Genomic DNA, 13396 nt, shown 5'->3' with positions numbered 1-13396 from the left:
CCAGGAGTTGCAACGTGAGCAAGGGATCCAAGCCCACCATCCGGGATGTGGCACTAGCAGCGGACGTATCGCTGACCACCGTCTCCTATGTGCTCTCCGGTCGTCATGGTGGCACAACGCGGATCAGCCAGCCCACGCAGGATCGGGTTCTGGCAGCGGTCAAAGAACTGGGTTATGTGCCCAATCAGGCCGCGCGGGGAATGCGTCGCGGCAAAACCGACGTGGTTGCCGTGGCAATCGGAAACCTTGAATGGCCTTGGGATCGCGCACTTGCCACGGCCGCTGCAAATATTCTGCCGCAGCACGGCTATCAACCGGTGATCCTGCTGGGCGACGACTGGCGGAAGTTCACCATGTCCGGGGGCGCCGACGGCGTCATCATTGGCTACTTCCCCGAAGCAAAGTCCGAGGATGAAACCGTCACAGAGCTCGCTCGCCGCGGCGTTGCCCAAGTGGTTATCTCGGGAACCATGAAACCGGCAGGGTTTGACGTACTTGCTCCGGAGACCGAGGCCGGACTCGCAGAGTGCATGGACTTCCTCACTGCGTCGCACCGCAGAATCGCATGCATCCGGAGGGCTGATCCGTCGGGCCGACCCAAGAGCCGCTTTGCCGCCTATGCAGCCGGGCTGGAAAAAGGGGGCATTCCCCTGGACGAATCTTTGGTCAGGACCTCACATCACCGCCCGGCCGCTGCGTATCAGTCCGCCCTCGAGCTGCTCCAGCTTTCGGACCGACCAACGGCCATCCTCTGCACAGACGACATGGAAGCGCTGCAGACGATCCGTGCCGCCTACCGCCTTGGCCTCCGCGTCCCCGAGGACGTCCAGATCGTCGGCGTCGGCAATTCCACGGAAGGCCAGGAGTACGATCCGCCGCTGACTACCGTGGGGCCGGACCCGATCTTCGAGCAGGTTGTCCGGATGTTGCTGGACCGGTTGGCGGGAACTACGCCGGCCGAGGGCATCCGGGTTGCGTCTCCGTGGAAGTTGCACCGCCGCGGCACGACGGAGGGCTAGCTAGTCCTTCAGGGGACGCCGTGCCAGCCAAGCGGCCACGATCGCCCCCGAGATGTTGTGCCACAGCGAGAACACCGCCGACGGCAGCGCTGCCAGGGGGCTGAAGTGTGCGGTGGCCAACGTCGCTGCCAGGCCAGAGTTTTGCATTCCCACCTCGAACGCCAATGCACGGCGTGCTTTGTCGTCCAGACGGCCGAGCTTGCCTGCCAAGTATCCGAGGCTCAGCCCGAAACCGTTGTGGAGGACTACCGCCAGGAACACGATCGCGCCTGCGGCAACGATCTTGCTGGCGCTACCGGCCACGACGATCGCCACGATCAGTGAAATCACGACGGCGGACGCCCATGGAAGTGCCGGAAGAACCTTTGCGACGAGCTTCGACAAGAAGAGTCGAGCCAACAGGCCTGCGATCACGGGTAGCAGGACGGTCTTGACGATGTCCATCACCATGGCGCCGGCATCAATGTGAAGGAAGGACCCGGCCAGGAAAAGAGTCAGCGCGGGGGTCACGATTGGCGCGATCAAGGTGGAGACCGAGGCAACAGCTACAGAGAGAGCAACGTCGCCCTTGGCCAGGAAGGCCATAACGTTGGAGGCGGTGCCGGAAGGGGCGCAGCCGACCAGGATCAGACCCACGGCCAGCTCAGGCGGCAACTGCAGGAGCACGGCAATGAGCCACCCCGCACCGGGCATGATCACATAGTGCGCCACGATGCCCAGTGCTACCGCCCACGGACGCCGGGCCACGGAGGCGAAATCCGGCGGGGTCAGCGTGAGCCCCATGCAGAACATGATGACGCCCAGAAGGTAGGGAACCGCGACGCCCATGGGCTTGAAGAGGTCCGGAATCAGGAATCCCAGGATGCCGGCAACCACCACCAGCAGCGGGAACACCGTGACGGCTATGCGCGCAATTTTGGCTTCAGCGGCAAGCGCAGCGTTGACGGGCGCGGTGGGGTCTTGGGTTTTCGATGGTGAATTGGTTGCCTCAAGCATTCATCCATGCTCACACTTAGCCCCCGAACCGAACGACTTCGTTACATCCGCGTGGGCGTATATGTCAGATGACTGCTGCTTGTACCCAAGTAGGTCGCAGTTAAGGCCGTTATGAGCCCGCTGAATCATGCGGTGATCGCAACACCTGATTATTGAAGGGTGTCGATTGCCATGGTGAAGTTCACGAATCGTTTGGTTGCTGAGGTTGTCCAGTCGTTCTGGCAGCAGGTTGCGGACGGTGCCCGTTTTGAAGATGCTGGTGCGTTCGTCGGGTGGTCCGTAACGACGGTCCGCCGTGAGCTGAGGTCCTCAGGAGGGGTCCGGCCCCGTCGGGGCCGGACCCTGACCGGCCGTTCCCTATCGTTCCAGGAGCGGGAGTTGATCTCGTTATGGCGGGGCAAGGAATCGGTCCGTGAGATCGCCAGACGTTTGGGTCGTTCCCCGTCAACGATCTCCCGGGAGCTCCGGCGGAACGCTGACAAGGTCTTTTTCTACCGGGCTACCACCGCCCATGCCCGCGCCCACGCCCGGGCAGCCAGGCCCAAGACCGCTAAGCTCAACAGCAACAAGCCCTTGCGCCTGGAAGTCGAAAAGCGGCTCGAAAAGAAAGACTCACCGGTCCAGATCGCTGGCAGACTCCGCAAGGACTTCCCGAACAACCCGGAGATGTGGGTGTCACACGAGACCATCTACCAGTCCCTCTATCTCGAGTCCCGGGGCGGGCTAAAGCGGGAACTGGTCAAGAACCTGCGCACCGGCCGGACCCTGCGCAAACCCCAACGCCGCCCCGACGAACGCCGCGGCAGAATCCAGGACAAGGTCATGATCGCCGACCGTCCCGCCGAGGTCGAAGACCGTGCCGTGCCAGGGCATTGGGAAGGGGACCTGATCGTAGGCAAGGACGGAAAAACCGCCATCGGCACCATCGTGGAGCGCACAACCGGGTTCGTGATGCTCCTCCATGTCCCGACCGGTCAAAACCGTGCCGAGTCTGTTCGGGATGGGCTGATCCGCAAAATGGGCGCCCTTCCCGACGAACTGAGGCTCTCACTGACCTGGGACCAAGGCACCGAAATGCGCAGGCACAAGGAAGTGAAGATCGCAGCCGACATCGACATCTACTTCTGCGATCCCCACTCACCTTGGCAACGCGGCTCGAACGAGAACACCAACGGGCTCCTGCGCCAGTACTTCCCCAAAGGCGCAGACCTAAGCATCTACAGCCAAACCGACCTCGACTACGTCGCCCACGAACTCAACGACAGACCCCGCCAACGATTCGACTTCTGCACCCCCAATGAGATGATCAGAACCTTCCTGTTGCGATAACCGCTAGAAACCACCCGCTCAAAACGGCCTTAACTGCGACCTACTTGGGTTAGGAGTTAAGCTTTCCTGCCAGCCGCTCGCGCATACGGACGCTGGCCTCGTTGAGCCCGATGAACTCCACTTCACGGCCGTGATTCCGGTACTTCTCGGTCACCGAATCAAGCACTGCCACCGTGGAGGCGTCCCAAATATGCGAGCCATGCAGATCGATGATCACTCGATCTATGACGTCTGAGGAATCTTTCGCATAATCGAACTGCGTGTACAGGTCATTCGACGAAGCAAAGAACAACTCACCGTCCACGGTGTAGGTCGCAACAACTTCACCGTTCAGCTCGAGTTCCGTCCGCTCAACTGTTGCGAAGTGGGCCACCCGACGCGCGAACAGCACCATGGCGGTCAAGACGCCGACGCCGACACCCACCGCGAGGTTGTGCGTAGCCACAACGGCGGCAACTGTGATGAGCATGACCGCGGTCTCGGACTTTGGTAGACGCTTGAGTGTTGAGATACGGACGGAGTGCCAGTCGAAGGTGATCAGCGAAACGAAGATCATCACGGCCACCAGAGCGGCCATGGGGATCTGGCCTACAACGTCGCCCAGGACAACCACCAGCACCAGCAGAAACACGCCGGCCAGGAAGGTGGAGAGCCGGCTTCGAGCCCCCGAGCCTTTGACGTTGATCATGGTTTGGCCGATTACTGCGCATCCACCCAGACCACCAAGGAAGCCCGTGACGATGTTCGCCGCACCTTGGCCCCAGGAAACGCGCGTCTTGTTGGAACGCGTGTCTGTAATGTCGTCCACCAGCTTGGCTGTCATCAGCGATTCGAGCAGGCCCACCAGCGCCATGGAGAGAGCGAACGGAGCAATGATCTGGAACGTCTCCAGGTTCAGGGGCACGTTCGGCAGGAAGAATCCGGGCAGGCTGTCGGGGAGTTCTCCCTTGTCGCTGACGGTTGGAACATCGATATTGCCAAGCGCGGTAACCAGGGTGATGGCCACGATCGCGACCAACGGCGCAGGAATGGCTGTGGTGATGCGTGGCAGTCCGAACACAATCACCAAGCCCACAACGACAATCGGATAAACCATCCACGGCACGTTGAAGAGCTCTGGCATCTGGGACATGAACACCAGGATGGCCAGGGCGTTTACGAAACCGATCATGACGGACCTTGGGATGAAACGCATCAGCTTGGTGACGCCCAGGACTGCCAGGATGATCTGGAAAACACCCGCCAGGATGATCGTGGCAATCAGATAATCCAGCCCGTGTTCTTTCATCACCGGTGCGATTACCAAGGCCACGGCACCTGTGGCAGCGGAGATCATGGCGGGCCGCCCGCCCACAATGGCAGTGACCACGCCCATGGTGAAGGACGCGAAGAGACCAATGCGCGGATCCACCCCGGCGATCACCGAGAACGCGATGGCCTCAGGGATCAAAGCCAACGCCACTACGAGCCCCGCAAGGGATTCCGTCAGCAGGCGGCGGGGCGATCGGAAGGTCGCCCGCAGTGACATGAGTTGCTCGGGAGTCATGGGTCCTTAGAGTGCAGTTGTCCTAGAGCGCAGTCTGGCGGTAGCGCTCAATCTGCTTAAGGCGCCGCTGGAGGCTGTCGCGCCGCGGGTGCGGGACGACGTCGGGCGCCTCAGCGGTGAGATCAATGTGTTCAGTTCCGTACTGCCACAGCAGGAGGTCATCCAGCAGGCGGTCCGGACCGGGGGAGTAGCGGTGGTCCAAGGCCTTGCGGACCTCTGTGATCCGGTTGGCGCTGAGCAGACCCGCAAGCTCCACGGTCTTGGTGAGTCCGTGGGCGGCGAGTAGTTCGGCAGCCCATCCCCAGTCGTCATCAACTTTACGGTCAACGTGCGGCAAAAGCGTTCGCCATACGTCCCGGACCCTGTTGGGGGTCAGGGGCATGCCGCCGTCGCCCTCGAGATCCCAATAGCCGCGGACTTCCTCGTAGCGCTCGTGAAGATCAGCGAAGGCGCTCTCCACCGTTTCCAACATGGCGGCGGTGGCCGTGAACTGGCGGTCGAAATGTGGCGTCCAAGCGCGTGGGTCCTCGGCCTTGAACCGGATGTCATGCTCGATCTCGCTCCAGGCGTGGGCAAACACGGTTCGGATCTGGCACTCGAAGAAGTAGCTTCCATTTGCGGGCATGTCCGGGTTGAAGACGTGCTGGTACTCCTTCACGGCCTCGTTCTGGATGGTGCGCAGAATGAGGTGGCGGCTGGAATAGCCGTAGGTTCCGGATTCAATGGAACCGATGTCCTTCTCGCGGTCGCCACGGCAATCGAAAAGTTGCCGCTGGCGCTTGATGATGTTGGCCACGGCCGCGTTTTCCGCGGGCAGCTTGGTGATGACGCGGATGCCCACCATGTCGTTCAAGGTGCGGAACGGATCCGGGAACTTGAGCACACGCGGCCCGCCGGGCTCCAAAGGATCATCCGTGCGGGAAATCTTTTCGCGAAACGACTCAACCGTTTTGGTCCGTCCCGTGACAAACAAAGGAGTGACCTCAGCGTCGTTCAGCATGTCACGCAGCGTGAGCAGAACATCGCGTGTGACCCGCTTCAGGGCAGGGCGAACGCGCTCATAGAGCGCCACATTCGCATCCACTGCGTCACGCTGGTCCTGGTCCAGGCTGTCCCAATTGCTTGCCATGCCCCCAGCTTACGGGGCGGGTCCGACACTCAACTGAGCCACCCGCCGTCGGGGTGCCTCTAGCCAAACTTCCGAACCGTCACGATAGGCTCAGTACAAAGGAGGGCGCAATGTTGCGGCACAAGTACAGCTACGGCGAACACCCCAGTCAGTGGGGCGAACTCTTCATACCTGAACCGTCCAACGGAAACCATCGCGGCGCATCCAGCGTCGCCGGTGGAATCGCCGTTGTGATCCATGGCGGATACTGGCGCTCACAGTACGGCGCTGAGCTCGGCGAGCCCCTGGCGCGCGACCTCGCAGCGCACGGCATAACCGCCTGGAATCTTGAGTACCGGCGCGCCGGCAATGGCGGTGGTTGGCCCCATACTTTTGAGGACATCCTGGCCGGCATCGACCATTTGTCCCATATCGCCGGTGATCACGACCTGAAACTCGGCAAAGTAGTGGCACTCGGTCATTCAGCCGGCGGCCACCTCGCCGTGTGGGCGGCCGGCCGGCAGCGGCTTTCCGCCATTGGAACGCCCGACGCCGATCGCCAACTTCAGCGCGGACCGGAGGACAACGCTGTTCACCTGACAGGCGTCGTCAGCCAATCGGGCCTCCTCAACCTTGCGGCAGCGGAAAAGTTGAACCTCAGTAACGGCGCTGTCTGCAACCTCATGGGCGGGGATTCCGCTAGATACCCCAAACGGCATAAATACGCCGATCCCATGAGTTCGCTGCCCATCAACGTCCCCGTCTACGCCGTGCATGCCACAGATGACGAGGACGTTCCTGCGAGCCAGTCCGAAGCATACGTCGCGGCGGCAACGGCGGCAGGCAGTGCGGCCCAGTTGCTGCGCGTCCCCGGCGACCACTTCGACCTGATCGACCCCAAGGCCGTGGCCTACAAGAAGTGTCGCGAATTGGTGCAACGACTGCTCTCGTAATTGTTGGTCCCGGGCCGCCGTCCTCTGGCAGAGTGGTCCCATGCTGACAGTCATTGGTGAGGCCCTGGTCGACGTCGTTCAACGCTCCTCCGGGATCGAGGCGCACGTCGGAGGCAGCCCGCTCAATGTTGCTGTGGGCTTGGCCCGCTTGGATCATCCCGTGCAGTTCATCGGTCGCTACGGCCGGGACGCGTACGGCGATTCAATTGCCGCGCACTTGCGCTCGAGCTCCGTGATGGTCCCGCTTCCACCGGATGAGAAACCAACCAGCGTAGCCACCGCTCAGATTGACGACGACGGCGCCGCCACCTACGTTTTCGACCTCGCCTGGGACTTGCCAGGGCTCGCCGGACGCTTGCCGCTCATGCTGCAAGGCTCCACCCTGCTGCACACGGGGTCCATCGCCACCTTCCTGGAACCGGGCGCCGCGGACGTGCTTGCCGCCGTCGAGCATGCCCACCCGAGCAGCACTATCAGCTTCGACCCCAATTGCCGGCCCAGCATCATCACGGACGTCGACTATGCGCGAACCCAAGCCGAGCGCTTTGTGGTGCTTTCCGACGTCGTGAAGGCCTCGGATGAAGACCTTGAATGGCTCTATCCCGGTATTGATCCAGTGGAATCCGCGCGTCGCTGGCTGACTTTGGGCGGCACCGAGGGTCCGGCCCTGGTAGTTGTGACGCGAGGTTCACGTGGCCCGTGGGGCGTAACGAGGGCCGGTGAAACTCAGGTTCCCGCACCATCCGTGAACGTTGTGGACACAGTGGGCGCGGGTGATTCGTTCATGGCGGGGCTCCTGTCCGCCATTGTGGATCACGGCTTGGATGGCGCCCAGAACCGTGGCGCTTTGAGGGCGATGCCTGCAGAAACCCTGGCAGCCATCATGGATCACGCAACACGTGCGGCTGCTGTGACGGTGTCACGGGCTGGCGCGAACCCGCCCACCCGGGCCGAACTCAACCACGGAGCAGCCTGAGTACAGCTGATTAGCCGGCCCCGTGCCCCGCGGCCACTTCTTCACCGGCCTTCACCGGGCCCGGCGGAGTGCCGTCGCCAAAGGGGTTTCCGCCGAGGGATTCCCGTCCGTGGGCAGTAAGCCATCCGGATAGGTCCGGGCCCACGGGGACAATCCTGGTGGGGTTAATATCCTCGTGCACCATGTAGTAGTGCTGCTTGATCTGCACGAAATCGATGGTGTCGCCGAACCCCGGTGTCTGGAACAGGTCCCGGGCGTACGCCCACAGCGCCGGCATTTCGCTCAGCTTGTTGCGGTTGCACTTGAAGTGGCCGTGATAGACGGCATCGAAGCGCGCCAAGGTGGTGAAGAACCGGACGTCTGCCTCGGTGATCGAATCACCCACGAGGTACCGCTGGCTCGCTAGGCGCTCCTCCAGCCAGTCCAAGGCATTCCAAAGCCGTGTGTAGGCGGCCTCGTATGCTTCTTGGGATCCGGCGAAGCCGCACCTGTAAACGCCGTTGTTGACCTCGGTGAAGACGCGCTTGTTGACCTGATCGATTTCTTCGCGCAGGTGCTCCGGGTACAGCTGCGGTGCGTCCGGGCGGTGGAACTCTGTCCATTCCGTGGAGAAGTCGAGCGTTATTTGGGGGAAGTTGTTGGTCACCACTGCGCCGCTGGGGATGTCCACCAGGGCCGGAACGGTGATGCCGCGAGGATAATCCGGGAAGCGGCGGAAGAATGCTTCCTGCAGGCGCTCGATGCCCAGCACGGGATCCTTGCCATCCGGATCCAGGTCGAACGTCCAGGACCTGGCGTCGTGGGTGGGGCCAGGCTGGCCGAGGCTGATGACGTCCTCCAGGCCAAGAAGCCGGCGCACGATCACGGCGCGGTTGGCCCAAGGGCAAGCCCTGGCTGCAATCAAGCGGTAGCGCCCCGGCTCCACGGGCCAGCCGGGCTCACCATTCGGTCCGGCGGCACCGTCACGGGTGATGCGGTCCTCGATGTAGTTGGTGTCCCGGGTAAACTCGCCGCCAGTGACGTACGCCCCGCGGGTGCTGTGTTCTTCGACTTCGCTGGTCTTCTCACTCATGGCTTCACACTATGCCGCGCTCCCAAGGACGCGCGACCTTGAGGGCTTTGCGCCCACGTAGACTGGCATGATGCGGCTCGTAGCAAGCGATATTGACGGCACCATCCTCGGTCACGACGGCAAAATCAGTGACCGGACCATCAAGGCATTCCAGGCGTGCCGCGACGCAGGGGTTGAACTCGTCTTCGTAACGGGTCGTCCGCCGCGCTGGTTGTACCCGCTCCAGGAGCAACTGGGTCACAGCGGAATCGTGATCTGTTCCAACGGTGCAGTGGTATGGGATCTGGAAACCGAGAAGGCCCTGTCCTCGTGCGTTCTGGATGCCGAATCCGTGTTTGAAGCCCGCCGCATCATCAAGTCCATCCGGCCTGACGCTCTGTTCGCTGTGGAGACTCTCACGGGGTTCCAGCTTGAGCCGGGCTTCATCGAGAACGAAACAAGCGAGCTGCTCGCCGAGTTTACCCCCGCGCCTCTGGCCGAGACGCTCACGGCGGATGACGCCGTCGTCAAGTTCCTGGCGATCACCCGCAAAGGTACGCCGGACGAGTTCCTGGCTGAAGTCCAGCCCGCCGTCGCGCACCTGGTGAGCACCACGCATTCGGCGCCACGGACGGCGATGCTGGAGATGTCCGTTCCTGGCATCAATAAGGCTGTCACGCTGGCCAAGTACGCCGAGTCGCTGGGTATTGAAGCTTCTGACGTCGTGGCGTTCGGGGACATGCCCAACGACATCGAAATGCTCCGCTGGGCCGGTCACGGTTACGCGATGGCCAGCGGACACCCGGAGGCCATCCTCGCTGCCGGGCAGCAGGCACCGCACTTCGACGACGACGGCGTGGCCCAGATTCTCGAGGCGAAGCTCACGGAGCAGCGGGTCTAGTCCCGCCCGATCCGAGGAACCCAGCAGCGGACTCTTTCGCGATACATCAGGAACTCGGCGCCGAACCGCTTCGCCAGGTCGGCTTCCTCAAGCGGCCTCACAGCATAGTTCCACAGCAGCGAACCTAGAACCGCGTAGGCGACCACCAGCCACGAACCAAGAATCATTCCCACGGCTACACCTTGGGCGATGCCCGCCACAGCCATCGGGTTCCGAACCCACCGGTACGGCCCGGCGATGACCAGGCGATTAGGCATGGCAGACGGCAGTGGGGTGCCCTTTCCTGTGGAGGACATGGTCACCGCGGAAGCAATACCGAGGCAGCTGGCGAGGACCAGAAGCACGAGCCCGGCAGGTTCCACCATAGAAGGAAATACCATGGATACCATCCAGCGCTGCTCGAGGAAGGTCAGCGCTGAGGGAACTACCACGAGGAAGAACCCCCAGAAGAGGATCAGTTGGGTAAAGGTTGCCGTCACGTGCGCTGCAGTGCCGCGACGGATGGACGCCGGTCGGAATGCGAACGGTCCCCGCACGATCAACTCCGTTGGGACGCGACCCTGCACAACAAAGAACAGCGCAACCACCGAACAAGCCGTCGCAGCGACCATGACCACCACCCCCCAGCCAGCTTCGGTTGTGATGGTGGCATACCCCGCCAAGCCAACGGCAACCAGTCCCGTCCAACCGACGCTAACCACGGCCGCAGCCTTGATGCCGAGCGCCGCGAGGGCCGAGCCGATGACGAACAGCGGAACATCAAGTGCGGCCACAACGACGGGGTTGAGGCTGCCCAAGGTGGCTGTCCGGATGGCTGGTGACAGGAAAACGGCAATCCACCACACGAGCCCAGCTGCAGCTTGCACGGCGAAATAGGCCCGCCCCCACCTTTGCACCCGCGCAGCCGGCGGCGCGTCAAGCGTCACGGGTGCCGCACGCCCTCACCGGCCAGCAAAGCGCGGTAGCCCTCCTTGTAGGTGGGGAAGGTGAGCTGGAAACCGGTCGCCCGCAGGCGTTTGTTGGAACAGCGCTTGTCGCCTGGGCCGGCGTCGGACGCGTTGCCAGGTGCCGCCGTCGGGGGTTCCGGGCATCCCATTTCAGAGGCGAGGAACCTCATGACGTCTCCCATTTCCGCTGCGAGATCATCGACGCCTACGTAGACGGAATCCGGAGCCGCTTCCATGGTGGTGAGGTGCACGATCATGGCTGCCGCATCGTCCCGGTGGACGCGGTTGGTGTGCCGGGGTTGAGCCGGGATGACGGCCTTTCCGCTGCGGACCTGGTCAATCAGCCGCGTGCGCCCCGGCCCGTAAATGCCCCCAAGCCGCAGGGAGATGGACTGGGTCTGGGTCCCGCGCGTCCGGCTGAACAACAGCTCTTCGGCTTCCACGAGTACCCTGCCGCTGAACCGTGTGGGCTCCGTGGGTGTGGACTCATCCACAACAGCTCCGCCGGAATCCTTGTAGACGGCCGTTGAGGAGACGAACAGGATCCGCCGCGGCTCGATGGACTGCCTTTCCAGTCCGTCCAGCACGTTCTTCACGCCGTTCAAGTACGCCGCACGGTAAGCCTCCTCTGTGGACGTGTCAGCGGCGATAGCCACTACAACAATGTCCACGTCCTCGGGCAGTTCCGGCACTGCCTGGGAGAGGTCCGCGAACACGCCGCGGATCTCCCCGGGTAGCTTTTCAGGGGACCGACGCAGGCCAACCACTTCATGGCCCGCAGCTGCAAAGCGCAGCCCAACTTCCGTTCCGAGGTCGCCGCAGCCGGCAATCAACACAGTCATGCCCCTAGTTTGTCAGTCCCGCTGTGTCACCTGGTTCCCAGCTTCCATACAACCGGCGTTCAACTTGCGGCCGTAGGCTTCCAGCCAAGACCCGTTCGCACGGTTTATCTGTCTCATTGAATTTGTAGGGGGAACCATGGCTAAGCGTCGGATCAACAACGTCAATACCGCGCCATTGCGGCGCATCGAACCGGATCATCACTGGCGTTCGCTTCGCCAGGGCGACCGGGTCAACGTCATGCTGACGCCGGGTTTCGAGTCGGCCGGCGTGGTGGACGCCGTTACCGGCGATGCCACCGCGGTTTGGGTGGAGCTCGACGGCGGTCGCGGCCGGACATTGGTGCACGTCAGCGACGGCGTGACGATTGTTCCGCAATCGACGACGGCGGCGGTCCGGCAGGAGAGCTAGCCGCACCTTTGCGATGGGCTACGCTACGGGAGTGACGCTGCCCTATTTCCTTCGCAAGGACGGTTCGGTGGGCCCTTTGGCCTTCGCCCATCGAGGATTCTCGTTGGATGGCCTGGAAAATTCCATGGCCGCATTCTTGGCGGCAGTTGATCTTGGTACGGTGCACCTTGAAACGGACGTCCACACGACGTCCGACGGCGTACTGCTGGTATTCCATGATTCTTCTTTGGACCGTGTGACCGATTCCACGGGCAAAGTTTCTGAGCTCACGGCAGCCCAGGTTGCTGCTGCCCGGATTGGCGGAGTGGAGCCGGTTCCCACCTTCGATGAGCTGGTTACAGCCCTGCCCCACGCTCGGCTGAACCTGGACGTCAAGGATTGGAATTCTGTTGGCTCCATGGCAGCGGCCATTGAGAAGCATGGCGTCCATGACCGGGTTCTGGTAACCAGCTTCTCGGACAGGCGCCGTCGGGCAGTCCTTTCCAAGCTCTCGCGTCGAGTTGCATCCTCTGCAGGCAGTTCCCTGACCGCGCTGTTCGTTCTTCTCGGCCCCGTGATTCCAGTTCCGTTGGCACGCAAGCTGCTCGCCGGCGTCGACGTTTTCCAAGTTCCTGTCCGCTACGGGCGGTTACCCGTGGTGACGCCCGGCTTTATCCGACGAGCGCACCGGTGCGACAGGCAGGTTCATGTGTGGACGGTCAACGATCCTGTGGAAATGGAACGACTGCTGGACCTTGGTGTGGACGGCATCGTGTCCGACAGGCTGGACCTCCTCAAGGAAGTCCTGGTGCGCAGGGGCGAGTGGGTTTAATCCCCTCGCCGAGTTGGCACTTAACACCCATCCCACGCTCCAACATGGGTGTTAAGTGCCAACTCGGCGGAAGGAATTACTCAGTACCCTTTCTATTTAAGGCGGATCGGCGCTAGTGTCGAAGTGTCCGTACTCTTCGTCGGCAGCATGACGCTCTCTGCGCCGGCACAGGAAGAAAGGAACCTGAAGATGGCTTCGGAATCTCACACCACCACGGATCACGACGAAATCCGCAAATGGGTGGAAAGCAATGACGGTAAGCCGGCCAGCGTCAAGAAGACCGGCGACAAGAATGACGTGGGTATCCTGCGTATCGACTTCCCGGGAGGTGCCGGGGAGGACTCACTGGACCACATCAGCTGGGATGAATGGTTCGAAAAGTTCGAGGAGAGCAAGCTCGCTTTCCTCTATCAGGCGAAGAAGGCCAGCGGTGAGGACAGCACGTTCTTCAAGCTGGTCAGTCGCTGATACCTCAGCACAAGTACGTGTGAATCAACTAGTTCGAAAG

General features: G+C 62.2%; 14 protein-coding genes. 8 read left to right on the top strand and 6 right to left on the bottom strand.

The features are described 5' to 3' along the window. Positions 1 to 14: 14 nt before the first annotated feature. Positions 15 to 1019, top strand: a complete 1005-nt coding sequence (locus M1D89_RS23665; RefSeq protein WP_498647511.1) for a LacI family DNA-binding transcriptional regulator — start codon at positions 15 to 17, stop codon at positions 1017 to 1019. Here the strand turns inward: M1D89_RS23665 and M1D89_RS23660 are convergent, their stop codons facing one another. Then, on the bottom strand, positions 1020 to 2015 hold the full coding sequence (locus M1D89_RS23660) for a bile acid:sodium symporter family protein (RefSeq protein ID WP_498647509.1): 996 nt from the start codon (positions 2013 to 2015) through the stop codon (positions 1020 to 1022). It lies immediately after the preceding gene. 171 nt (positions 2016 to 2186) lie between these two features. Between M1D89_RS23660 and M1D89_RS23655 the strand changes: the two genes are divergently transcribed. Further along, on the top strand, positions 2187 to 3344 hold the full coding sequence (locus tag M1D89_RS23655) for an IS30 family transposase (protein WP_498645340.1): 1158 nt from the start codon (positions 2187 to 2189) through the stop codon (positions 3342 to 3344). Positions 3345 to 3393: 49 nt separating this feature from the next. Here the strand turns inward: M1D89_RS23655 and M1D89_RS23650 are convergent, their stop codons facing one another. Both M1D89_RS23650 and M1D89_RS23645 read right to left on the bottom strand, forming a co-directional pair. Continuing rightward, the gene (locus M1D89_RS23650) at positions 3394 to 4890 is read right to left on the bottom strand and encodes a SulP family inorganic anion transporter (RefSeq protein ID WP_498647507.1); all 1497 of its coding nucleotides are present in this window, start codon (positions 4888 to 4890) and stop codon (positions 3394 to 3396) included. Between the two features lie 22 nt (positions 4891 to 4912). Next, positions 4913 to 6019 (bottom strand): GTP pyrophosphokinase, encoded by a 1107-nt coding sequence (locus M1D89_RS23645; RefSeq protein WP_498647505.1) that lies wholly within the window; start codon positions 6017 to 6019, stop codon positions 4913 to 4915. Positions 6020 to 6129: 110 nt separating this feature from the next. On the opposite strand from M1D89_RS23645, the gene M1D89_RS23640 reads away from it, so the two are divergent. Both M1D89_RS23640 and M1D89_RS23635 read left to right on the top strand, forming a co-directional pair. After that, entirely contained in the window at positions 6130 to 6951 is an 822-nt protein-coding gene (locus M1D89_RS23640) for an alpha/beta hydrolase fold domain-containing protein (RefSeq protein WP_498647503.1), read from the top strand. A 40-nt stretch (positions 6952 to 6991) separates the two neighbouring features. Continuing rightward, on the top strand, positions 6992 to 7927 hold the full coding sequence (locus tag M1D89_RS23635) for a carbohydrate kinase family protein (protein WP_498647500.1): 936 nt from the start codon (positions 6992 to 6994) through the stop codon (positions 7925 to 7927). Positions 7928 to 7937: 10 nt separating this feature from the next. Here M1D89_RS23635 and M1D89_RS23630 read toward each other — a convergent pair whose 3' ends face one another. Next, entirely contained in the window at positions 7938 to 8999 is a 1062-nt protein-coding gene (locus tag M1D89_RS23630; RefSeq protein ID WP_498647499.1) for a glutathione S-transferase family protein, read from the bottom strand. Positions 9000 to 9069: 70 nt separating this feature from the next. Between M1D89_RS23630 and M1D89_RS23625 the strand changes: the two genes are divergently transcribed. Beyond that, positions 9070 to 9879 carry an HAD family hydrolase gene (locus M1D89_RS23625; RefSeq protein WP_498647498.1) on the top strand — a complete coding sequence of 270 codons (810 nt, stop codon included), beginning with the start codon at positions 9070 to 9072 and terminating at the stop codon, positions 9877 to 9879. Here the strand turns inward: M1D89_RS23625 and M1D89_RS23620 are convergent. Beyond that, on the bottom strand, positions 9876 to 10805 hold the full coding sequence (locus tag M1D89_RS23620; protein ID WP_498647496.1) for a methyltransferase family protein: 930 nt from the start codon (positions 10803 to 10805) through the stop codon (positions 9876 to 9878). The two genes, M1D89_RS23625 and M1D89_RS23620, sit on opposite strands and share 4 nt — an antisense overlap. Then, on the bottom strand, positions 10802 to 11668 hold the full coding sequence (locus M1D89_RS23615; RefSeq protein WP_498647495.1) for an SDR family oxidoreductase: 867 nt from the start codon (positions 11666 to 11668) through the stop codon (positions 10802 to 10804). Before M1D89_RS23615 ends, M1D89_RS23620 begins: the two co-directional genes overlap by 4 nt. Positions 11669 to 11804: 136 nt before the next feature. Between M1D89_RS23615 and M1D89_RS23610 the strand changes: the two genes are divergently transcribed. The 3 genes from M1D89_RS23610 (at position 11805) to M1D89_RS23600 (ending at position 13356) form a co-directional block, all read left to right on the top strand. Then, complete coding sequence (locus M1D89_RS23610; RefSeq protein ID WP_498647493.1) at positions 11805 to 12077, top strand: hypothetical protein; 273 nt, start codon at positions 11805 to 11807, stop codon at positions 12075 to 12077. A gap of 13 nt (positions 12078 to 12090) precedes the next feature. Continuing rightward, positions 12091 to 12888 carry a glycerophosphodiester phosphodiesterase family protein gene (locus M1D89_RS23605; protein WP_498647491.1) on the top strand — a complete coding sequence of 266 codons (798 nt, stop codon included), beginning with the start codon at positions 12091 to 12093 and terminating at the stop codon, positions 12886 to 12888. Positions 12889 to 13077: 189 nt separating this feature from the next. Continuing rightward, a complete protein-coding gene (locus tag M1D89_RS23600) occupies positions 13078 to 13356 on the top strand; it encodes a hypothetical protein (protein ID WP_402938673.1) in 279 nt (92 codons plus the stop codon). Positions 13357 to 13396: the final 40 nt, after the last annotated feature.

It is taken from the genome of Arthrobacter sp. D3-18 (assembly GCF_054408525.1).
The sequence above is the reverse complement of the archived record's forward strand: the minus strand, read 5'-3'. Positions and strand labels throughout refer to the sequence as shown.

Excerpts from the sequence above, each read along its gene's own strand:
- M1D89_RS23660 (WP_498647509.1), bottom strand. The coding sequence starts at position 2,015 with ATGCTTGAGGCAACCAATTCACCATCGAAAACCCAAGACCCCACCGCG.
- M1D89_RS23655 (WP_498645340.1), top strand. The coding sequence starts at position 2,187 with ATGGTGAAGTTCACGAATCGTTTGGTTGCTGAGGTTGTCCAGTCGTTC.
- M1D89_RS23650 (WP_498647507.1), bottom strand. The coding sequence starts at position 4,890 with ATGACTCCCGAGCAACTCATGTCACTGCGGGCGACCTTCCGATCGCCC.
- M1D89_RS23645 (WP_498647505.1), bottom strand. The coding sequence starts at position 6,019 with ATGGCAAGCAATTGGGACAGCCTGGACCAGGACCAGCGTGACGCAGTG.
- M1D89_RS23640 (WP_498647503.1), top strand. The coding sequence starts at position 6,130 with ATGTTGCGGCACAAGTACAGCTACGGCGAACACCCCAGTCAGTGGGGC.
- M1D89_RS23635 (WP_498647500.1), top strand. The coding sequence starts at position 6,992 with ATGCTGACAGTCATTGGTGAGGCCCTGGTCGACGTCGTTCAACGCTCC.
- M1D89_RS23630 (WP_498647499.1), bottom strand. The coding sequence starts at position 8,999 with ATGAGTGAGAAGACCAGCGAAGTCGAAGAACACAGCACCCGCGGGGCG.
- M1D89_RS23625 (WP_498647498.1), top strand. The coding sequence starts at position 9,070 with ATGCGGCTCGTAGCAAGCGATATTGACGGCACCATCCTCGGTCACGAC.
- M1D89_RS23615 (WP_498647495.1), bottom strand. The coding sequence starts at position 11,668 with ATGACTGTGTTGATTGCCGGCTGCGGCGACCTCGGAACGGAAGTTGGG.
- M1D89_RS23610 (WP_498647493.1), top strand. The coding sequence starts at position 11,805 with ATGGCTAAGCGTCGGATCAACAACGTCAATACCGCGCCATTGCGGCGC.
- M1D89_RS23605 (WP_498647491.1), top strand. The coding sequence starts at position 12,091 with ATGGGCTACGCTACGGGAGTGACGCTGCCCTATTTCCTTCGCAAGGAC.
- M1D89_RS23600 (WP_402938673.1), top strand. The coding sequence starts at position 13,078 with ATGGCTTCGGAATCTCACACCACCACGGATCACGACGAAATCCGCAAA.